The 18,749-nt window shown below is 64.8% G+C and carries 22 protein-coding genes and 1 riboswitch; of the genes, 15 read left to right on the top strand and 7 right to left on the bottom strand.

Annotated features, from left to right (window positions below; genetic code table 11):
- The first annotated feature begins 162 nt into the window (after positions 1-162).
- From ACP156_RS05755 to ACP156_RS05745, 3 genes are all read left to right on the top strand, one after another.
- The gene (locus tag ACP156_RS05755) at positions 163-561 is read left to right on the top strand and encodes a DUF6524 family protein (RefSeq protein WP_425050348.1); all 399 of its coding nucleotides are present in this window, start codon (positions 163-165) and stop codon (positions 559-561) included.
- A gap of 102 nt (positions 562-663) precedes the next feature.
- Complete coding sequence (secG, locus tag ACP156_RS05750) at positions 664-1,035, top strand: preprotein translocase subunit SecG (RefSeq protein WP_425050347.1); 372 nt, start codon at positions 664-666, stop codon at positions 1,033-1,035.
- A gap of 164 nt (positions 1,036-1,199) precedes the next feature.
- Positions 1,200-2,843: a CTP synthase gene (locus ACP156_RS05745; RefSeq protein ID WP_425050346.1), complete on the top strand. Its 1,644-nt coding sequence runs from the start codon at positions 1,200-1,202 to the stop codon at positions 2,841-2,843.
- A 179-nt stretch (positions 2,844-3,022) separates the two neighbouring features.
- On the opposite strand, the gene ACP156_RS05740 is transcribed toward ACP156_RS05745, so the two are convergent.
- Together ACP156_RS05740 and ACP156_RS05735 are read right to left on the bottom strand one after the other, a co-directional pair.
- Positions 3,023-3,634, bottom strand: coding sequence for an acyl-homoserine-lactone synthase (locus tag ACP156_RS05740; RefSeq protein ID WP_425050345.1), 612 nt, complete (start codon positions 3,632-3,634; stop codon positions 3,023-3,025).
- A 110-nt stretch (positions 3,635-3,744) separates the two neighbouring features.
- Positions 3,745-4,356 (bottom strand): helix-turn-helix transcriptional regulator, encoded by a 612-nt coding sequence (locus tag ACP156_RS05735; protein ID WP_425050344.1) that lies wholly within the window; start codon positions 4,354-4,356, stop codon positions 3,745-3,747.
- 134 nt (positions 4,357-4,490) lie between these two features.
- Here ACP156_RS05735 and ACP156_RS05730 point away from each other — a divergent pair, with 134 nt between their 5' ends.
- The 9 genes from ACP156_RS05730 (at position 4,491) to ACP156_RS05690 (ending at position 11,153) form a co-directional block, all read left to right on the top strand.
- A complete protein-coding gene (locus ACP156_RS05730; RefSeq protein WP_425050343.1) occupies positions 4,491-4,976 on the top strand; it encodes an autoinducer binding domain-containing protein in 486 nt (161 codons plus the stop codon).
- 135 nt (positions 4,977-5,111) lie between these two features.
- Positions 5,112-5,555: a TerB family tellurite resistance protein gene (locus ACP156_RS05725; protein WP_425050342.1), complete on the top strand. Its 444-nt coding sequence runs from the start codon at positions 5,112-5,114 to the stop codon at positions 5,553-5,555.
- Positions 5,552-6,346 carry a phosphate/phosphite/phosphonate ABC transporter substrate-binding protein gene (locus ACP156_RS05720; RefSeq protein WP_425050341.1) on the top strand — a complete coding sequence of 265 codons (795 nt, stop codon included), beginning with the start codon at positions 5,552-5,554 and terminating at the stop codon, positions 6,344-6,346. The genes ACP156_RS05725 and ACP156_RS05720 overlap by 4 nt, the downstream gene beginning before the upstream one ends.
- 109 nt (positions 6,347-6,455) lie before the next feature.
- Positions 6,456-7,232 (top strand): ABC transporter ATP-binding protein, encoded by a 777-nt coding sequence (locus tag ACP156_RS05715; RefSeq protein WP_425050340.1) that lies wholly within the window; start codon positions 6,456-6,458, stop codon positions 7,230-7,232.
- 27 nt (positions 7,233-7,259) lie between these two features.
- A complete protein-coding gene (locus ACP156_RS05710) occupies positions 7,260-7,976 on the top strand; it encodes a transporter substrate-binding domain-containing protein (protein WP_425050339.1) in 717 nt (238 codons plus the stop codon).
- 58 nt (positions 7,977-8,034) lie between these two features.
- Positions 8,035-8,844, top strand: coding sequence for an alpha/beta fold hydrolase (locus ACP156_RS05705; RefSeq protein WP_425050338.1), 810 nt, complete (start codon positions 8,035-8,037; stop codon positions 8,842-8,844).
- Positions 8,845-8,853: 9 nt separating this feature from the next.
- On the top strand, positions 8,854-9,735 hold the full coding sequence (locus tag ACP156_RS05700) for an ABC transporter permease (RefSeq protein ID WP_425050337.1): 882 nt from the start codon (positions 8,854-8,856) through the stop codon (positions 9,733-9,735).
- Between the two features lie 85 nt (positions 9,736-9,820).
- The gene (locus ACP156_RS05695; protein WP_425050336.1) at positions 9,821-10,627 is read left to right on the top strand and encodes an ABC transporter permease; all 807 of its coding nucleotides are present in this window, start codon (positions 9,821-9,823) and stop codon (positions 10,625-10,627) included.
- Between the two features lie 13 nt (positions 10,628-10,640).
- Positions 10,641-11,153, top strand: coding sequence for an N-acetyltransferase family protein (locus ACP156_RS05690; protein ID WP_425050335.1), 513 nt, complete (start codon positions 10,641-10,643; stop codon positions 11,151-11,153).
- A gap of 33 nt (positions 11,154-11,186) precedes the next feature.
- Here ACP156_RS05690 and metZ read toward each other — a convergent pair whose 3' ends face one another.
- The 3 genes from metZ to ACP156_RS05675 form a co-directional block, all read right to left on the bottom strand.
- Positions 11,187-12,368, bottom strand: coding sequence for an O-succinylhomoserine sulfhydrylase (metZ, locus tag ACP156_RS05685; RefSeq protein WP_425050334.1), 1,182 nt, complete (start codon positions 12,366-12,368; stop codon positions 11,187-11,189).
- A 57-nt stretch (positions 12,369-12,425) separates the two neighbouring features.
- A riboswitch (SAM riboswitch) is annotated at positions 12,426-12,505 on the bottom strand.
- A 105-nt stretch (positions 12,506-12,610) separates the two neighbouring features.
- On the bottom strand, positions 12,611-13,219 hold the full coding sequence (locus ACP156_RS05680; protein ID WP_425050333.1) for an inner membrane-spanning protein YciB: 609 nt from the start codon (positions 13,217-13,219) through the stop codon (positions 12,611-12,613).
- 26 nt (positions 13,220-13,245) lie between these two features.
- Positions 13,246-14,148 carry an EamA family transporter gene (locus ACP156_RS05675; RefSeq protein WP_425050332.1) on the bottom strand — a complete coding sequence of 301 codons (903 nt, stop codon included), beginning with the start codon at positions 14,146-14,148 and terminating at the stop codon, positions 13,246-13,248.
- Positions 14,149-14,217: 69 nt separating this feature from the next.
- On the opposite strand from ACP156_RS05675, the gene ACP156_RS05670 reads away from it, so the two are divergent.
- Positions 14,218-14,712 (top strand): MgtC/SapB family protein, encoded by a 495-nt coding sequence (locus tag ACP156_RS05670; protein ID WP_425050331.1) that lies wholly within the window; start codon positions 14,218-14,220, stop codon positions 14,710-14,712.
- 36 nt (positions 14,713-14,748) lie between these two features.
- On the opposite strand, the gene ftsY is transcribed toward ACP156_RS05670, so the two are convergent.
- A complete protein-coding gene (gene ftsY / locus ACP156_RS05665) occupies positions 14,749-15,990 on the bottom strand; it encodes a signal recognition particle-docking protein FtsY (protein WP_425050330.1) in 1,242 nt (413 codons plus the stop codon).
- A 162-nt stretch (positions 15,991-16,152) separates the two neighbouring features.
- Here ftsY and ACP156_RS05660 point away from each other — a divergent pair, with 162 nt between their 5' ends.
- Both ACP156_RS05660 and ACP156_RS05655 read left to right on the top strand, forming a co-directional pair.
- Positions 16,153-17,313, top strand: a complete 1,161-nt coding sequence (locus ACP156_RS05660) for an alkane 1-monooxygenase (protein WP_425050329.1) — start codon at positions 16,153-16,155, stop codon at positions 17,311-17,313.
- A 27-nt stretch (positions 17,314-17,340) separates the two neighbouring features.
- Complete coding sequence (locus ACP156_RS05655; RefSeq protein WP_425050328.1) at positions 17,341-17,751, top strand: hypothetical protein; 411 nt, start codon at positions 17,341-17,343, stop codon at positions 17,749-17,751.
- Positions 17,752-17,757: 6 nt separating this feature from the next.
- On the opposite strand, the gene ACP156_RS05650 is transcribed toward ACP156_RS05655, so the two are convergent.
- Positions 17,758-18,654, bottom strand: coding sequence for a hypothetical protein (locus ACP156_RS05650; RefSeq protein WP_425050327.1), 897 nt, complete (start codon positions 18,652-18,654; stop codon positions 17,758-17,760).
- Between the last annotated feature and the right edge of the window lie 95 nt (positions 18,655-18,749).

The raw sequence follows: 18,749 nt of genomic DNA, 5'->3' as shown, positions 1-18,749 counted from the left end.
CAGAAACCGGACCCCCTATAGCGCCCGCCGCGCGGGACCGAAACCGATAATTGGGCCGCCTGCCCGCAAGCGCGCAGTTGACGCTGGACACCCGCGCCGCAAATCGGACAATCACAGCCTGAACCCGCCCCCACACATGGATGCGAAAGGAAATTCCGACCGATGCCCCTGCTGATCCGCTGGATATTCGCCTTCGTGCTGGTGATCGCGACCTACAACCCGACGCCGTGGAACTATACCAGTTGGGCGCTGGAGACCTACGAAGAGCGGCTGTCCATCGTCGTGCTTCTGGGTCTGGTGCTTCTGGTGGGCTACATCATCTTCCTGCGCGCGACGCTTCGGTCCATCGGCGTGTTCGGCGCGCTGCTGATCCTTGCGCTGCTGGGCGCCATCGTCTGGGTGCTGATCGACATGGGCTGGCTGTCGGTCGAGGATCCCGACGCGATGGTCTGGCTGGGAATCATCGCCGTCTCGGCGGTGATGGGAATCGGCCTCAGCTGGTCGATCATCCGCCGCCGCCTGTCGGGACAGCTGGACGTGGACGACGTCGAAGACAGCTGACGCGGCCGCAGCGATCATCACAGGTGGTTTTATCGGTTGCAGTATGGCGCCGGGCGCAATAGATACCCCCCGTTGCAAAGCCCAAAGGCCCGAGACCGACACATGGAAAACGTCATCCTCGTCATCCACCTGATCCTTGCCCTGTGCCTGATCGGCGTGGTGCTGCTTCAGCGGTCCGAGGGCGGTGGCCTTGGCATGGGCGGCGGCGGCGGTGGCGGCGTGATGTCCGCCCGCGGCGCGGCGACGGCGCTTGGCAAGCTGACGTGGGGCTTTGCGATCGCGTTCATCGCGACCTCGATCGCCCTGACCGTGATCGGCGCAAGCAACTCGAACGACACCTCGATCATCGACCGCATCGGCGGCGGCGCCAGCGCGCCGGTTGACGAGAACAGCGGCCCTGCGCTGCCCCCGGCTAGCGATCTGCTGCCGCCGACGGATGGCGACGCCCCGCTGACCCCGCCGCGCGCCGACTGACAATATCCACAACTGATTGAGGGGGAAAATTCCCCCTCTACACCATGTAGCGGTTTGCTTGCGCAACCTGCGGGAATCGGTTATACCTTAAGTCCCGTGGGTAAGCGTTTTTCAACGGCGTTCCGCCTGCATGATTCACGAGCTTTCACGGGAGTTTCCATCATATGGCGCGCTTTGTGTTCATCACCGGTGGCGTGGTTTCGTCTCTTGGCAAGGGGCTGACCTCGGCCGCGCTTGGCGCGCTGCTGCAGGCCCGAGGTTTCACCGTACGGCTGCGCAAGCTGGACCCCTACCTGAACGTCGACCCCGGCACGATGAGCCCGTTCGAGCATGGCGAGGTCTTCGTGACCGACGACGGCGCCGAGACGGACCTTGATCTTGGGCACTATGAACGTTTCACGGGCGTCGCGGCGCGGGCGACCGACTCTGTCTCGTCGGGCCGGATCTATTCCAACGTGCTGGAGAAAGAGCGCCGCGGCGACTACCTTGGCAAGACGATCCAGGTCATTCCGCACGTCACCAACGAGATCAAGGACTGGATCTCGATCGGCGAGGACGAAGTCGACTTCATGCTGTGCGAGATCGGCGGCACGGTCGGCGACATCGAGGGCCTGCCCTTCTTCGAGGCGATCCGCCAGTTCAGCCAAGAACGTCCGCGCGGCGACTGCATCCTGATGCACCTAACGCTGCTGCCCTTCCTTGCCGCCTCGGGAGAGCTGAAGACGAAGCCGACGCAGCACTCGGTAAAGGAACTGCGGTCCATCGGCCTGCAGCCCGACATCCTTGTGTGCCGCTCCGAACACGAGATTCCCGAGAAGGAACGCGGCAAGATCGCCCTGTTCTGCAACGTGCGCCCCGACAGCGTGATCCCGGCCTACGATCTCAAGTCGATCTACGAGGCGCCGATGGCCTATCACAAGGTCGGTCTGGATCAGGCGGTGCTGGATGCGTTCAACATCTCGCCCGCACCGAAGCCCAACCTCGACCGCTGGATCGACGTAGAAGACCGCCTGCACCACGCAGAGGGCGAGGTGCGCGTGGCCATCGTCGGCAAGTACACGCAGCTGGAAGACGCCTACAAGTCCATCGCAGAGGCGCTGACGCACGGCGGCATGGCAAACCGGGTGAAGGTAAAGTCCGAATGGATCGATGCCGAGATCTTTGAGCGCGAAGACCCCGCGCCCTATCTCGAAGGCTTCCACGCGATCCTTGTTCCCGGCGGCTTCGGCGAGCGCGGGACGGAAGGCAAGATCCGCGCCGCCCAGTTCGCGCGCGAGCACAAAGTACCGTATCTCGGGATTTGCCTTGGCATGCAGATGGCCGTGATCGAGGCGGCCCGGAACGTGGGCGGCCTGAAGGACGCCGGTTCCGAGGAATTCGACCACGAGGCGGGCGCAAAGCGCTTTACCCCCGTCGTCTATCACCTGAAGGAATGGGTGCAGGGCAACCAGACCGTCAGCCGCAAGGTCGGCGACGACAAGGGCGGCACCATGCGGCTGGGCGCCTATGACGCCACGCTGGCCGAAGGCAGCCGGGTCGCCGAGATCTACGGCAACCTCGCCATCGACGAGCGTCACCGCCACCGCTACGAGGTGGACATCAAGTACCGCAAGAACCTCGAAGAGCAGGGCATGTGCTTCTCCGGCATGTCGCCGGACGGACGCCTGCCCGAAATCGTCGAGTGGAAGGACCACCCGTGGTTCATCGGCGTGCAGTTCCACCCCGAGCTGAAGTCCAAACCGTTCTCGCCGCACCCGCTGTTCGCGGACTTCGTGCGCGCGGCAAAGGATATGTCCCGCCTCGTCTGAGGCGGTTGCGACCGGGCGCGGCCCCTTGGGGTCGCGTCATTCGTGCTGCTGGTCATAAGTCATGGAACGTGCCGGCGCGCAGGTCTGAGGGGACCATGCGAAGGAGGACCTGCGCGCCGGGCAGCGCTTCCGTGAGTGTTAACCGTGAGTGTACTCGTACCTGTCTGTCGTTCTGGCGTTCACTCGGCGGCAAGCAGCCGCTGGTTCTGAAGATGCACCGGCATGCGCATGACGGTGTAGTTCCGGCGGTCTGCCGCATCGTGATAGGGCGTGCCCATGCGTTCCAGCGGGAAACCCAGCTGGCGCAGGACGCGGATCAGCGCCACCGCCGAGATGCCCATGTATTCGGACACGTTCTGCGCCTCGGCGATGTCGTACAGGCCCTGCCCGACGGACTGCAGGCAGCGCGCACGATCTTCGGCGCGGCGCAGATCCGGCGAGATCACCAGACGCGTCATCTCCCACACGAGGGGCGAGATGATGTCGGACGGCATCGCGTCATGCGGAATGCTGTCGAGAACACCCTCGCGCGCGTCTTTCAGCATGTAGCTGTGTTTCCCCCAACGGGCGGTGGTCGGCATCACGCGGGTGCCGCCGATGACCTCTCCGTCGTGGATGCAAAGCGAGTACCAGGCGGTCGGATTGTCGTACTGGTCCATCTCGAACTTGTCGTTGTGCGGGATGTCCCAGTTCAGGATATCGACGAAAAATCGTTTTCGTAAACCGAGGTAGTCGAAGAATGCCGAACCATGCTCGTGCATGGTCGACAAGTCGAACGTGATATGGCGCATTGGTCACTCTCCTTCTTGGAGAGTGATTTAACCCGTTCTGTGAACGGTTGTTAATGACTAATCAACAGTGCGTCATGAACGATCGCTCACGCGCGAAGCGCGCAACGATCCTAGATAAGCCCATAAGTTGTGGCCATGGTGGCCGCATGGGTACTAGTTTTAGCGTTAAGCTTGGATTTCGCGTTCTTCAGACGCTGCTTCACAGCCCCCTCGCTGACGCCAAGTAAATCTGCAATCTCTTTCATCAAAAGGCCATTTTTGACCATTCCGAGGGCTTCGAGCTCCGCTTTCGTCAGGTTCGTGGGCGGCAGAAGCGAATCATGCAGCGTCTTCAGGTTGTGCGTCAGGGCCTCGATTTCGGGGTCCGTGAACTCGCGATCAGAGCGCGCGAACGAACCGAAACTACGCTGACCCTGCGGGCCGGTGTCGCGGCAGCAGACCGCCACGCCGAAGGACAGACCGAAATTCGCGGCCTCATCCATGACGCCGCGCGGATCCGGAAGCGCAATCTCGCTCCAGCGGGTCGCGTCAGTGTCGGCAGCGTACAGCCAGTTCATCACCGGGTCGGACAGCACGTACCCCATCGCGGAGTAGCGCTGCACCCACTCGGCGGGCAGCACGTTCTGTTCGAACATTGGGAATGCGAAACCGATCCGCAGCGCCAGGAAATGTCCTGACGGCGACAGATCGTTGAAGACGTCGGTCTCGACGTCAAAGCTCATGTTCATCCCCATAAGACCCGCTCTCTTATTAAATGATTGCGATTTTGTGTTAACAGACGGTAGGAATCGTCTTGCAGGACCATACGCCGATCCCGCGCAGACACGCAACTTTATAGAGAGTTCCCGGTAGAAACGTGGACAAAAGAGCGAACATCGCCGGCCTGTTGTCTGAACTGGACGAATTGTGCCCCCTGGGGTTCGCGATCGCCCTGCACATTAAGTACAACGCGCCCACCTTCCTGTTCCAGACCTTCCCCGAGAAGTGGACGGACGCCTATGCCAGAAATGGCTTTGTTATCAAGGATCCGGCGGTTCATTGGGCTTTCGAGAATACCGGTTTCGTACGCTGGCGCGACCTGCGCCACGTGGACAAAAGCGGCGTCATGGAACAGTCACGTGACTACGGGCTGAACTACGGTTTCACTGCTTCCATCCACAACGACCACAGCCGGACGCTGGGTGGCTTCGCCCGCGCCGACCGTGATTATCTGGATGTCGAGATCGACGAAATTTGCGATAAACTTCAACAGCTTGATGTCGTCACGGCCGGCATCCAGGTGCTGTCGAAAACGGATACGGACGCTTTGCAGAGCATGTCCATCCGGATGACCCATCGCTAGTTAACGACCCTAACAACAATTCCCCGGATTGTTCGCTTTTAGGGCGAGTTGCGAAACGAATCCCCGACTCAAAGCGCTTTTCACGACCCGGTGTAGGCACTTTCCCGCCGGTGACTCGCGGTCTATATCGGGTGAATGTTCGCAGATCTTCTTCGCCGGCTGACAGAGCCGATGCCCCAGACCCTTCCCGATCCCGACGCGCGACTGGCCCTTGCCGCGCTGCTTGTCAGGGTTGCCCGGTCGGACGGGGAATATGCCTCTGACGAGGCCAGCCTGATCGACCGCCTGCTGGCCGAGCGCTATGGGCTGTCGCCGTTCGAGGCCCCGAAGCTTCGCGCCGATGCCGAGGCGCTGGAGGCCGAAGCGCCCGACACAGTCCGCTTCACCCGCGCGATCAAGGATGCCGTCGCGTACGAAGACCGTGCCGCGGTCATCGAAGCGCTTTGGGCGGTGGTGCTTGCCGACGGGGTTCGGGACGAGGAAGAGACCTCGCTTCTGCGTCTTGTGGCGAACCTTCTGGGCGTCAACGACCGCGACAGCGCCCTTGCCCGCCAGCGCGTCGAAGCCCGCAACGCATGACCGCAGCCCTGCCGATGTACGACCGCCCCGAAACCGAGGCGGCCAACCAGAAGTTGTGGTGTGTGATTCGTGCAAATTTGTCCGAAATGTGGCGTGACGCCGGGGAACGCGGTTGGTCGCTGCCCGACCGGCTGACGCAACCTGAGGATCTTTGGTCACACTGGATGGACCCCGGTCTGACCCTGTCGCAAACCTGCGGCCTGCCCTTTCGCGATCGCCTGAAAGATGTCGTGACCCTTGTCGGCACCGCGGACTACGGCCTTCCCGATTGTCCACCCGGCCACTACAACAGCGTTTTTGTGATCCGCGCCGACGACGGCCGCGACCGGCCCGCGGACTGGGCTGGCATGACGCTGGCCTGCAACAGCCGCAACTCGCAGTCCGGCTGGGCCGCGCCCGCCAACCACCTTGCCGCCGAGGGGCTGGGCTTCGACGACATCGTGCTGACCGGCGCGCACCGTGCCTCGGCCAACGCGGTCGCGCGGGGCGAGGCCGACGTGGCCGGCATCGACGCGCAGACGTGGCGGATGATCTGCCGCTGGGACCCGGAGGTCGCCGCGGCCCTGCGCGAGGTCGGACGCACCGCGCCGACGCCGGGCCTGCCCTTCATCACCGCCGGAACACATCCGGCGGGCGATCTGCGGCTGGCCTTGGCCGATGCGATCCGCTCTCTGTCCGACGAAGACCGCGCCGTGCTGGACATGCAGGATTTCGTGGTTCTGGACGCGGACCGCTATTACGCGGTGCCGACACCGCCCTTTCCGAAGGCATCCGCCCGGAAAATCGACTGACCGCAGGCAATCCCCCGGCGTGAGCGTGCCTTTGCGCGTTGCATTTGCTCAAGAATTGCGCCCTAATTCTCTATCAGACGACAGGGAACACCCGAAACAAGGGCAAGGCGTGACGGAACAACCGCCGGTTATAGAAATCCGCGATCTTCACAAGAGCTATGGTCAGCTCGAGGTTCTAAAGGGTGTCAGCATGTCGGCGCCGCGCGGACATGTCATCTCGCTGATCGGCTCGTCCGGGTCGGGCAAATCCACCCTGCTCAGGTGCTGCAACCTGCTGGAAGACAGTCAGGCGGGCGAGATCCTGTTCGAAGGCGAACCGATCCACTGGAAGGGCGCGGGGCCGACCCGCCGCCCCGGCGACCGCAATCAGGTGCTGCGCATCCGCACGAACCTGTCGATGGTGTTCCAGCAGTTCAATCTCTGGTCCCACATGACGATCCTGCAGAACGTCATGGAGGCGCCGGTGACGGTGCTGGGCCGCGACAAAACCGAGACCGAGGCGAAGGCACGGGAATATCTTGCCAAGGTCGGCATCGGCGACAAGTGCGACGTCTGGCCGGCGCAGCTTTCGGGCGGCCAGCAACAGCGTGCCGCCATCGCGCGGGCGCTGTGCATGGAGCCGCGCGCGCTGCTGTTCGACGAACCGACCAGCGCGCTGGACCCCGAACTGGAACAGGAAGTCGTCAAGGTCATCAAGGCGCTGGCCGAGGAAGGCCGCACGATGCTTCTGGTGACCCACGACATGCGGCTCGCGCATGATGTAAGCGATCACGTCCTGTTCCTGCATCAGGGCCGCATCGAGGAAGAAGGCCCGCCCGACGCGGTCTTCGGCAATCCGCAGACCGCGCGTCTGCAACAGTTTCTGTCGGCCACACGGGCCGCCTGAAAACCAAGCTTCAACTGGGAGAAAGCAATGAAAAAGCTGCTGATCACCGCCGCCGCACTGGCCGTCACGGCCGGCTCGGCCATGGCGCAGGACGTGGTGCGCATGGGCACCGAGGGCGCCTACCCTCCGTGGAACTTCATCAACGACGCCGGCGAAGTCGACGGCTTCGAGCGTGAACTGGGCGACGAGTTGTGCGCCCGCGCCGAGCTGACCTGCGAGTGGGTGACGAACGACTGGGATTCGATCATCCCGAACCTCGTGTCGGGCAACTACGACACCATCATCGCCGGCATGTCGATCACCGACGAGCGTGACGAAGTCATTGACTTCACGCAGGAATACACGCCGCCCGATCCGTCGGCCTACCTCGCCCTGTCGGAAGACGTGGACGTGGAAGGCGGTGTCGTCGCAGCCCAGACCAACACCATCCAGGCGGCCTTCGTGGCCGAGCAGGGCTGGACGCTGGTCGAGTTCCCGACGCCCGAGGAAACCATCGCCGCCGTCCGCAACGGCGAAGCCGACGCGGTGCTGGCGGACAAGTCCTACCTCGCCGCCGCGGCTGGCGAGAATGACGACCTGTTCCTGCTGGAGCGCGAGGAAATGATCGGCGGCGGCGTCGGCATGGGCCTGCGCGAAAGCGACACCGAACTGCGCGAGAAGTTCGACGCGGCGATCCAGTCCATGAAGGACGACGGAACGCTGAACGAACTGATCACCAAGTGGGAAGTCGCCTCGACCTTCTGAGGCACTTTGCCGGGGGCGGGCCCTGCGCCTGCCCCCGCTTCAACCGACGGGCCCGCCGATGTGGACGCTTGACCGGACATACGACACCTCTGCCGGGCAGGTCCGGGCCGGTGCCGCGGGCGATGGCCCGCCGCTGGTGCTTGCGCATGGCTGGCCGTGGTCGTCCTATGCGTGGCACCGCGTGATCCCGGCGCTCGCCGACCGTTTCCGCGTCCATTGGTACGACATGCCGGGCTTCGGCCGGTCGCAGATGGACGGCCCCCGCCCCGCGTCGCTGGACGTGCAGGGCGAGATCTTCGCCGAGATGCTGGATCAGCTTGGCCTCGACGCACCCCGCGTGGTCGCGCATGACTTCGGCGGCGCGGTGACGCTGCGCGCGCACCTGCTGCATGACCGCGACTTCGACCGGCTGGTGCTGATGAACGTCGTCGCGATGCGCCCGTGGGGGTCAGAGTTCTTCGCCCATGTCGGCCGTCACATCGACGCCTTCACCGGCCTGCCGCCGCATATTCATGCCGCGGTGGTCGATGCCTATGTCCGCAGCGCGCTGGCCGGCCCGCTGCCCGAAGACGACATCACAGCGCTGAAGGCGCCCTGGCTTGACGACACCGGGCAGCGCGCCTTTTACGCCCAGTTCGCGATGGCCGACGAAACCTATACCGCCGAGGTCGAGCCGATGTTCGGCACCCTCCGCTGTCCCGCCGCCGTTCTGTGGGGCGCGGAAGACCCGTGGATTCCGCTGGCCCGCGGCAAGGCGCTGGCCGACCTTGTCGGCGTGCCGCTGCAACCGCTAGCCGGGCTGGGCCACCTGCCCCAGCTCGAGGCGCCGGACCGCGTCGCCGCTCACCTGATTTCCGAACTCACATAGGCCGCGCCGATGTTTGGCTTTTGCGAAGACCCCTCGACGCTTTCAAACCTGCCCTGGATGGCCTGCTACCTGACGACGGGAAAGCAGTTCCTGTTCTACGGTTCGTTCCTGACGGTTCTGGCGCTGATCTTCATCACCGCCCCCGTGGCGCTGATCTTCGGCTTCGGCGGCGCGATGGCCGCGCGCTCGCCGATCCTGCCGCTGCGCTGGTTCGGCAAGATCTACGTGGCGATGGTTCGCGGCGTGCCCGACATCGTCTATTTCATGTTCTTCGTCATCGCGCTGGATCAGGGGCTGGAATGGATCCGCCACCAGATCAAGTGCCCCGACTGGGACGCGCCGATCCGGCAGGGCAACGACTTCATCGTCTGCGCCCAGGCGAAGCTGCCGCTGTCCACCTCGCCGCAAGTCTGGCACGAGGTCTACAACTTCTCGCTGGCGGTGTTCACCTTCGGCATCGTGTTCGGAGCCTTCGCGGCCAACGTCCTTTACGGCGCGATGCGGGCCGTGCCGCGCGCGCAGATGGAAACCGCCGAAGCCTACGGCATGACGCCGCGCCAGTCCTTCTGGCGCATCCTCGTGCCGCAGATGTGGATGTACGCCCTGCCCGGCCTGTCGAACCTGTGGATGATCCTGATCAAGGCCACGCCGCTGCTGTTCCTGCTGGGGGTCGAGGACATCGTCTATTGGGCGCGCGAGCTTGGCGGCTCGGCCAACCCGCGCTTCACCGCCTACCCGCACCCCGACTGGCGGCTGTGGTACTTCATCGGGCTTTTGGTGTTCTACCTCGCCTTCACGCGGGTGTCAGAGATCGTTCTGGCCCGGATCACCCGGCGGCTAAGCCACGGTCAGGGGACGCTGGGCGGTGTCCGTCAGGGGAAGGCAGCATGAGGCGGCGCGTCACGCGACAGGATCTTCTCGAAGATCCTGATTTCCAGATTTTTCTAGAAAAATCTGTATCTTCGGAGGCGTTCTTATGAGCTGCTGGGAAACCTTCCAGGCCTATGGCCTGCGCAGCATCGGCTATGGCGAGCGCCTTCTGCCAAGGACCGATTTCACCCTGTGCGAGCAGTTCACCCTGATCGGTTCGGGCCTGATCTGGAACATCTACTACGGCGTCCTCGCCCTGACGATCGGCTTCTTCCTCGCCATCGCGCTGGCCGTGGCGAAGGCGTCGGACAACCTTTGGGTCCGCAAGCCGGCCGAGTGGTTCATCTTCGTGTTCCGCGGCTCGCCGCTGTTCATCCAGTTCTTCCTCGCCTACTTCCTGTTCCTGTCGCTGAAGCAGTGGAACAGCATCTTCGACCCGTTCACCAGCGCGGCGCTGGGGGCTTTGATCGTACTGTTCCTGAACACCGCCGCCTATTCCGGCGAGATCTTCTATGGTGCGTTCCGGTCGGTGCCGCGCGGCGATGTCGAAGCGGCGGACGCTTACGGCATGTCGGGCTGGACCAAGTTCCGGCGGGTGATCTACCCGACCATGCTGCGCCTCGGGTGGCCCGCCTATACGAACGAGGCGATCTTCCTGTTTCACGCGACGACGCTGGTGTTCTTCTCTGGCTTCCCGGCGTGGCAGCAGAAGGGCGACGCGCTGTATTACGCCAACTACTTCGCGGACAAGACCTTCAACCCGTTCATCCCCTACCCGATCGTGGCCTTCTACTTCGTGCTGCTGACGCTGGCGGTCATCTTCGTGTTCGGACGCATCAACGTCCGCCTGAACCGCCACCTTCCGCACGAGCGGCGCCAGCGCATGCGGGTCCGGCCGCAGCTGATCCGGTAACAGCGAGCCCGCCATGAAGTTCCGCCCAGCGTCGCGCGCCGACGCTTCAAGCCTTGCCGCCATCTCGATCGAAGTCTGGATCGGCACCTATATCCGCAACGGCGTGAACGGCTTCTTCGCCGACTTCGCGCTGTCCGAATTCACCGCCGACCGGTTCGAGACGCTGCTGAGCGATCCGCGCGAAAGCGTCATCGTGTCCGAGAACCGCGATGGCATAGACGGCTTCGTCCGCGTCACGCAGGACCGCCCCGCGCCCGAGGGCGTAGCCTCGGACACCGAGATCCGGACGCTTTACGTTCAGCCCCGCCATCACGGGCGCGGACTGGGCAAGGCGCTGCTTGCGCAAGGACTGGGCGTCGCGCAGGCGCGCGGAGCGGGTTCGGTCTGGCTGCAAACGTTGTGGGACAATACGCCCGCCCTCGGCTTTTACCGCGCGCAGGGCTTCGACATCGTCGGGCGCACGCATTTCGGGATCGGCGACGAGGCCTATCCGAACGAGATCCTGCTGCGCCGCCTCGACGGCTGAACCGCGCCCCGTGGGGCGCGGCCCGGTTGCGGCTCAGGCCAGTTCCAGCGCCGTGGTCAGATCGTTCAGCAGGTCGCCCGCGTCTTCCAGCCCCACCGACAGGCGGATCAGGCCATCGGTGATCCCCAGCGCCGCGCGCTGCTCTTCGCTCAGGCGCTGGTGCGTGGTCGTGGCCGGGTGGGTCGCGATGCTTTTCGAGTCGCCGAGGTTGTTCGAGATCGTCCAGATCTCCAACGCGTTCAGCATCCGGAAAGCCGCGTCCTTGCCGCCCTTCACATCCAGCGCAAGCATGGTGCCGCCCGCTTCCATCTGCGACGCGGCCAGCGCGTTCTGCGGGTGCGACGGCAGGCTGGGGTGGATGACGCGGGCAAGCTTCTCGTGCCCTTCCAGCGCCTCGGCCAGCTTCAGCGAAGCCTCTGCCGCGGCGCGCACGCGCAGGTCCAGCGTGTCCATGCCCTTCAGCATCACCCACGCATTGAACGGCGACAGCGCGCCGCCGGTGTGCTTCAGGTACGGTTCGACCTTCTTGCGGATCAGTTCCTTCGAGCCCAGCACCACGCCGCCAAGGCAGCGGCCCTGCCCGTCGATGTGCTTGGTGGTCGAGTAAACCACAAGGTCGACGCCCTGCTCGACCGCGCGGCTGAAGATCGGCGTGGCGAAAACGTTGTCGGCCACCACCAGCGCGCCCTTGGCATGCGCCAGTTCGGCCACTCCGGCGATGTCGATGATCTCGAGCGTCGGGTTCGACATCGTCTCGAAGAACACCGCCTTGGTGTCGTCGCGGATCGCCGCCTTCCATGCCGCGAGGTCGGTGCCGTCGACAAAGGTCACCTCGACGCCGTAGCGGGTGAGGATCTCTTCAAGGATATAGAGGCACGAGCCAAACAGCGCGCGCGAGGATACGACGTGATCGCCCGCCTTCAGAAGCGAGGTCAGCGCGGCGTTCACCGCCGCCATGCCCGAGGCGGTGGCAAAGGCGTCTTCCGCCCCTTCCAGCGCGGCGATGCGTTCCTCGAACATGCGGACCGTCGGGTTGCCGTAGCGGGCGTAGATGAACTCGTCGTCACCGATCTCGATGAACCGCGCCTCGGCCTGCTCGGCGGTGTCATAGACGAAGCCCTGCGTCAGGAAGATCGCCTCGCTCACTTCGCCGTACTGGCTGCGGCGGATGCCTTCGTGGACCAGTTTCGTCCGCGTGTTCCAGTTCTTGCTCATGCCCTTGCGCCTCCTAATCGCGCACAGAAAAACCCCCACCGCAATCAGCGCCGGGGGTTCATACCGTCCGACACCTCTTTAGCGGAATTTTTTAACGTGGCCCGCAATCCGGTGTACAAATCGCCACGGCTCTTGGCTTAGACCCACAGGTCCTGCGCGTCAATCCCGTCGCGCGGATACTGTGGGGACTTCGCGGCCGCATCACCCGGCGGTCATCGGCGGTCCGGGACGGATCCGGACAGCTATTCGCCGGCTTCGTTCTTCTCGATCCCGTAGGTCTGGAACAGCTTGCCCTGCAACATGAAGAAGGCGAACAGACCGATGGTCAGGCCGAAGGTCTTGAAGTTCACCCAGGCGTCGGTGGACATGGTGCGCCAGACCACCTCGTTCAGAACGGCGAGCAGGACGAAGAACGCGGTGACGCGCTTGGTCAGGATCATCCAGCCCTCGGGCTCCATCGGAAGCATCTCGCCCATCACCGACTGCATGTAGCTTTGGCCGCGCATCAGGCCGAAGCCCAGCACCAGCGCGAACAGCGCGTAGATGATGGTGGGTTTCATCTTGAAGAAGCGTTCGTCGTTCAGCCAAACGGTCATGCCGCCGAACACCACGACCAGGACCAGCGTCACGATCTGCATCTTCGACAGCGTCCCGGTCAGCCGCCACAGAAGCAGCGTGCTGAGCGCCAGCAGCGGGATGAACGCGGCGGTCACGACGATGAAGCCGGAATATTCCGCGCCGCCGATCATGAAGGTCCGGTCGCGCAACAGCAGGTAGCCCACGAAGAACGCAAGGATCGGCCCCATGTCCAGCGCCAGCTTCAGCCCCTGCGAGATGTTCTTTTCCGCCATTCCGGTCCCTTTCCGTCGACGTGGCCCTAGCCACCCATCTCCACTATCACAGCCCCGGCGGCGATCAATGCCATCAGCATCAGACGTCGCGGCCCGACCTTTTCCTTCAGCACCAGCCACCCGATCAGCGCCGCGAAGACGGTCGAGGTCTCGCGCAGCACCGCCGCCTCGCCGACCTTGTCCAGCCGGGTGGCCAGCATGACCGAGCCGAAGCTGAAGAAGCCGACCAGACCGCCGGTGATGCCCCGAACGGCCAGCGGGCCGAAGGCGGGCTTTTCGGACATAGTCCTCAGCCGCAGCACCGCAACCACCGGCATGAACAGACCGTCGATGAAGAAGAACCATGCCAGGAACGTGAACGGATCCGCCGTCGCGCGGATGCCATAGGCGTCGTAGGTCGTGTACAGCGCCACGGTCGAGCCGGTCAGCACCGCCAGCGTCAGCGCCGCGGGCAGCGTCTCGCGCGCGGTGACGAGGGTGCGAAGGTTGTAGACAGCAAGGCCGAAGATCCCGGACAGCAGCACGCCGACCCCAAGCCACTGCACCGGCGTGAAAACCTCGCCGAACAGCAGGTAGGCTCCGATCACGGCGAAGAACGGCGCGGTGCCCCGGACCACAGGGTAGACCACGGTGTAAGCGCCCTTGGTGTAGGCGAAGGCCTGCGCCAGCTTGTAGACCACGTGGATCACGAAGGCCCCGCCAAGGATCGGCCACATATGCGGCTCTGGCCATGGCACCACGAACAGCGCGAAGGGCGCGGCCATCAGGCCATAGCTCGCGTCGATCGCCCCGCGCGAGATCCACGGATCGTGCCGCCCCTTCTGCAATGCCCCGAACACCGCGTGCAGCAGGGCCGCGAACAACGCGAGACACAGCGCCAGCGTGTGCCCCGCCTCGGTCCCTTCCAGCGATTGCAGCCACGCACTCATGCGGCGCTTCGTCCGCCTGAATACCCGCGCGCCGTGGTATCGTAGTCACGGCAACAGGAGCGCAGGGCGATGTGGGACGAGCTGCAACGCGAGTTTTCCGGCAATTTCGACGCGGTGCCATGGGGCATCACGACGATCCGGCTGATCGGTGCGCTGGTCCTTGGCGGCCTGATCGGGCTGGAGCGCGAGTGGCACAGCAAGCCTGCCGGGCTGCGGACGCATATCCTGATCTCGCTGGCGGCGGCCTTGTTCATCCTTGTCAGCCAGCAGATCGCCGCCCTGCCCTTCGGTCCACCGGACAGCGGCAACGACGCGCTGCGGGTCGACCCCCTGCGGCTGGTGCAGGCGGTGACGGCGGGCGTCGCCTTTCTTGCCGCCGGCGTGATGTTCACGGCGGGCGGCAAGGTCCACCACGTGACCACCGGCGCGTCGATGTGGCTGTGCGGCGCCATCGGGCTGGCCTGTGGCGCCGGGCAGATCCCGCTTGCGGCGCTGGCGACGGCGATCACGCTGGCCGTGCTGCTGTTGCTGCGGCTGGTCGAAAGGCTGATCGGGACGCGGTAGCGCCTCATGGCAAGGCCCGCTGCGCGCCCCGGGACATCAGCCGCGCACGTCCAGCCCCGTCAGCGCCGCCGCGAATTCCTCGGGGTCGAAGGGGGCAAGGTCGTCGATCTGCTCGCCAACGCCGATGGCGTGGATCGGCAGGCCGAACTTGTCGGCCAGCGCCACCAGCACGCCGCCCTTGGCGGTGCCGTCCAGCTTGGTCATCACAAGCCCCGAGACATCGGCCATCTTCTGGAACGTCTCGACCTGGCTCAGCGCGTTCTGCCCGGTGGTCGCGTCCAGCACCAGAAGCGTATTGTGCGGCGCGTCTGGATCCTTCTTGCGGATGACGCGGACGATCTTGGACAGCTCTTCCATAAGGTCGGCGCGGTTTTGCAGGCGGCCCGCGGTGTCGATCATCAGCAGATCGGCGCCCTCGGCCTCGGCCCGGGTCATCGCGTCGAAGGCAAGGCTGGCCGGATCGGTGCCCTGCGGCGCGGTCATCACCGGCACTCCGGCGCGCTCGCCCCAGACCTGCAATTGCTCGACCGCCGCTGCACGGAACGTGTCGCCCGCCGCGATCACCACCGACTTTCCGGCGGCGCGGAACTGGCTGGCGAGCTTGCCGATGGTCGTGGTCTTGCCAGAGCCGTTGACGCCGACCACCAGCACCACCTGCGGCTTCTTGGCGTACAGCGGCATCGGCTTGGCGACCGGCTCCATGATCCGCGTCACTTCAGAGGCCAGCAGCGCCTTGATCTCGTCCACCGACAGCTTCCGGCCAAAGCGTCCCTCGGCCATGTTGGCGGTCACGCGCAGCGCGGTGTCCACGCCCATGTCGGCGGTGATCAAGAGTTCTTCGAGGCTTTCCAGCATGTCGTCGTCCAGCACCCGGCGGACCACGGTCTTTTCCGGCGCGCGCCCCATCAGGCGGCCGAACAGGCCCTGCCGCGCGGGTTCAGGCGCGGCCTCGGGCGCGCTTTCGGCGGCGCGTTCGACTTCCAGCGGTTTTGGCGTGACGGCGGGCGGCTCGGGGGAAGGCTGCGGCCGGGGGTCCGGCGCAGGCGCAGGCGCGGCCTGCGGTTCGGGCCGCGGGGCCGGTTCGGGCGCGGGTGCAGGCTCCGGTGCGGGTGCGAGTGTGGGTGCGGGCTCCGGCTGCGGCGCAGGCTCTGGCGTCACGTCCGGCGCGGTGGTGACGACCTCTTCTTCGCCGCCATCCTCGACAATCGCATCGAGCCCCTGCTCGATCTTCGAGGACGACCCGGTCAGCCGCTGCTTCAACTTCTTGAAAAAGGACATGTGCCGCCTTTCCTGATACGATGTTTCAGGTAATCGGTTCCGCCGGGGTTTGGAAGCCCCGCGACGCCTTAACCACTTGTTCCGGGCCGCCGCGCCTGCCATTCGAAGCCTGTCTGCCGCCTTGCGCTGCGTAACCCTTATCCACGCCATCTTGTTGCCCCAATGACCAGAAATACGGACGACAGCCCCGGATTGTCGCGCGAGGGTAAACCCGCGCGCCCGGGTCCGGACACAGCCGGGTTCGTCTTTGCCTGGACGAGCCTGACCCCCGTCTTCCTGCTCGCGGCGGGGGCTGTGTTCGGTGATCGCTGGGGCGGCGCGTGGATCTGGGCCGCGCTGCTGTACATGGCCTGCCTCACCTACCTGCTGGACGAACTGATCGCCGCCGCGGCCCCCGCCGAGGGGGTCGAGTTTCCCGCCCATGACAAGCTGTCCGTCGTGCTGGCCGTGGGCCATTTCGTCGTGCTGTTCCTGACTGTCCGCACGCTGGCCGGTGACGCGACAGGACCGGCGCAAAAGGTGGCGCTGTTCCTCGCGGCGGGAATGTTCATGGGGCAGGTGTCGAATTCCAACGCTCACGAACTGATCCACCGGGGCGGGCGCGGCCTGCGGCGGCTGGGGACGTGGGTGTATATCTCGCTGCTGTTCGGCCACCACGCCTCGGCGCATCCGCTGGTCCATCACATCCATGTCGCCACCGACCGCGACCCGAACTCGGCGCGGCTGGGCGAAAGCTATTACCGGTTCCTGCCAAGGGCGTGGGTCGGATCGTTCCGCGCCGGGATGAAGGCCGAGACGGCGCGGCTGTCCCGCTCGCGCCAGAAGAAGATCCATCCTTATACGGTCTACATCGGCGGCGGGGTGGCGATGCTGGCCCTGTCCGGGCTGATCGCGGGGCCTTGGGGCGTGGTGATGCACCTTTGGCTTGCGGGCTACGCCCAGTCGCAGCTTCTGCTGTCGGACTACGTTCAACACTACGGACTTCGCCGCCGCCTGCGCGAGGATGGCCGCCCCGAACCGGTGGGGCCGCGCCATAGCTGGAACGCGCCGCACTGGATGACCGGCCACATGATGCTGCACGCGCCGCGCCACTCGGACCACCACGCGCACCCGTCGCGGCCCTATCCGGAACTGGAACTGGATGCGCCGGATGTCGCGCCGATGCTGCCGCGCAGCCTGCCCGCGATGGCGACGCTGGCGCTGTTCCCGACCCTGTGGCGCCGGGTGATGGACCGCCGCGCCCGCCGCTGGCAACCGAGCGATCCGGAACCGGGTCACGATCCGCGGAGCGCCGCCGCAGGCGAACCCGAGGCTCTGGCCTGACCCCGGACAATCTGCCATTCTGCCGCCATGACACATCGCCCGATCCGAACCTTGACGCTTTGCCTGCTTCTCGCCTCCGCCCTTCCGGCCGCGGCGGCGGACAGCATGTCCGCGGACGAGTTCGAGGCCTATGTCGAGGGGCGCACCCTGACCTACCACGACGGCGGCGTAGCCTATGGGATCGAGCAGTACCTGCCCGGCCGCAAGGTCCGCTGGGCCTATATCGGCGACGAGTGCTGGGACGGCTACTGGTACGAAGAGAACGCCAACATCTGCTTCGTCTACGAAGGCAGCCCGGAACCCAAGTGCTGGAAGTTCAGCGACGACGGCGGCAAGCTGTCGGCGATCTTCATGGGCGACGAAAACGGTCGCGAGTTGTACGAGGTCCGCAACAGCCCCGAGCCGCTGACCTGCATGGGTCCCGACGTCGGCGTCTGACCCGCCCTAGGGCGAGATGAAGGTCACGCCCGCCATCCGCTCGATCTGATAGACGTCGTCCTCGTAGATCGAGGTCACTTCCTCCACCAGTTCCGGCGTCCAGCCCGGCAGGTCGATCTCTTCTTCCATCGCGTCGTCCAGCGCGAACTTGTCGAGGAAGGCGGCGATCACCCGGCGGCGCTGGATCTCGTTCGCGGGCGGATGGGTGGCGATATAGCTTTCCATCTTCTCGAACCCGTCCTCGCGCATGATCGCCTTCAGCACGTCGTTGTCGCCCTTGAACGGCACGGTCAGGTCGGTGTCGGTGATCTCGCGCAGAAGCTCTGGCCAGATCATCGGCGTGTCCTCGTTGCACCAGACGGTGATCGGGCAGTCGGGGTTGTATTCCTGTATCTTCTCGATCACCGCCGTCCAGCGCATCTCGCGCGGGTCGGTCTTGCGCACGAAGCCTTCGTAGCCCGGCATGTTCTTCAGCTTCAGCGCGTCCGGCAGATAGGTCGCCGGGTTGCGGATCGCGATGAAGAATTCGCACGGGTTCTCGGGGAATAGGTACCGCAGCCACATCGACCGGAACCCGGCCTTGGAATACAGCTGGTTCTTCTCGAACACGCCCTGTGGCAGCGACAGATAGTCCTGATCGCTGAAGATCGCGCGCTCGACCGGGTAGTCTTCCAGCAGCAACTGGTACAACTCGCGCTGGCGGGCGTCGGGCATCGGGTCGCCGCGGAACTCGTGCATGTGCTCGCGGACCGTCTTGCGATACCGCCGGGGGCGCGGAACGATGATGTTGCGCTTTTGAAGGTCCACCCCGTCCTGCAGCAACGAGCGCACAAGCATATCGTCATCGGTGCAGTGAACACCGAGGTGATAGACGAACGTTATGGCCGGGCTGCCGAACTTCATGGCGCCCCTCCTTTGGTGAAACACGATCCGCTGCAATATTCAGGAAATACCCGTCGCGCGGGCGGGACGCAACATGGGGAACTTGCGGGCTTTTT

This window comes from Psychromarinibacter sp. S121 (assembly GCF_049801035.1).
GTDB lineage: Bacteria > Pseudomonadota > Alphaproteobacteria > Rhodobacterales > Rhodobacteraceae > Psychromarinibacter.
The sequence above is the reverse complement of the archived record's forward strand: the minus strand, read 5'-3'. Positions and strand labels throughout refer to the sequence as shown.

Excerpts from the sequence above, each read along its gene's own strand:
- ACP156_RS05690 (WP_425050335.1), top strand. The coding sequence starts at position 10,641 with ATGAAGTTCCGCCCAGCGTCGCGCGCCGACGCTTCAAGCCTTGCCGCC.
- ACP156_RS05735 (WP_425050344.1), bottom strand. The coding sequence starts at position 4,356 with ATGAGCTTTGACGTCGAGACCGACGTCTTCAACGATCTGTCGCCGTCA.
- ACP156_RS05695 (WP_425050336.1), top strand. The coding sequence starts at position 9,821 with ATGAGCTGCTGGGAAACCTTCCAGGCCTATGGCCTGCGCAGCATCGGC.
- ACP156_RS05650 (WP_425050327.1), bottom strand. The coding sequence starts at position 18,654 with ATGAAGTTCGGCAGCCCGGCCATAACGTTCGTCTATCACCTCGGTGTT.
- ACP156_RS05710 (WP_425050339.1), top strand. The coding sequence starts at position 7,260 with ATGAAAAAGCTGCTGATCACCGCCGCCGCACTGGCCGTCACGGCCGGC.
- ACP156_RS05740 (WP_425050345.1), bottom strand. The coding sequence starts at position 3,634 with ATGCGCCATATCACGTTCGACTTGTCGACCATGCACGAGCATGGTTCG.
- ftsY (WP_425050330.1), bottom strand. The coding sequence starts at position 15,990 with ATGTCCTTTTTCAAGAAGTTGAAGCAGCGGCTGACCGGGTCGTCCTCG.
- ACP156_RS05700 (WP_425050337.1), top strand. The coding sequence starts at position 8,854 with ATGTTTGGCTTTTGCGAAGACCCCTCGACGCTTTCAAACCTGCCCTGG.
- ACP156_RS05705 (WP_425050338.1), top strand. The coding sequence starts at position 8,035 with ATGTGGACGCTTGACCGGACATACGACACCTCTGCCGGGCAGGTCCGG.
- ACP156_RS05725 (WP_425050342.1), top strand. The coding sequence starts at position 5,112 with ATGTTCGCAGATCTTCTTCGCCGGCTGACAGAGCCGATGCCCCAGACC.
- ACP156_RS05655 (WP_425050328.1), top strand. The coding sequence starts at position 17,341 with ATGACACATCGCCCGATCCGAACCTTGACGCTTTGCCTGCTTCTCGCC.
- metZ (WP_425050334.1), bottom strand. The coding sequence starts at position 12,368 with ATGAGCAAGAACTGGAACACGCGGACGAAACTGGTCCACGAAGGCATC.
- ACP156_RS05675 (WP_425050332.1), bottom strand. The coding sequence starts at position 14,148 with ATGAGTGCGTGGCTGCAATCGCTGGAAGGGACCGAGGCGGGGCACACG.
- ACP156_RS05670 (WP_425050331.1), top strand. The coding sequence starts at position 14,218 with ATGTGGGACGAGCTGCAACGCGAGTTTTCCGGCAATTTCGACGCGGTG.
- ACP156_RS05680 (WP_425050333.1), bottom strand. The coding sequence starts at position 13,219 with ATGGCGGAAAAGAACATCTCGCAGGGGCTGAAGCTGGCGCTGGACATG.
- ACP156_RS05660 (WP_425050329.1), top strand. The coding sequence starts at position 16,153 with ATGACCAGAAATACGGACGACAGCCCCGGATTGTCGCGCGAGGGTAAA.
- ACP156_RS05755 (WP_425050348.1), top strand. The coding sequence starts at position 163 with ATGCCCCTGCTGATCCGCTGGATATTCGCCTTCGTGCTGGTGATCGCG.
- ACP156_RS05720 (WP_425050341.1), top strand. The coding sequence starts at position 5,552 with ATGACCGCAGCCCTGCCGATGTACGACCGCCCCGAAACCGAGGCGGCC.
- secG (WP_425050347.1), top strand. The coding sequence starts at position 664 with ATGGAAAACGTCATCCTCGTCATCCACCTGATCCTTGCCCTGTGCCTG.
- ACP156_RS05745 (WP_425050346.1), top strand. The coding sequence starts at position 1,200 with ATGGCGCGCTTTGTGTTCATCACCGGTGGCGTGGTTTCGTCTCTTGGC.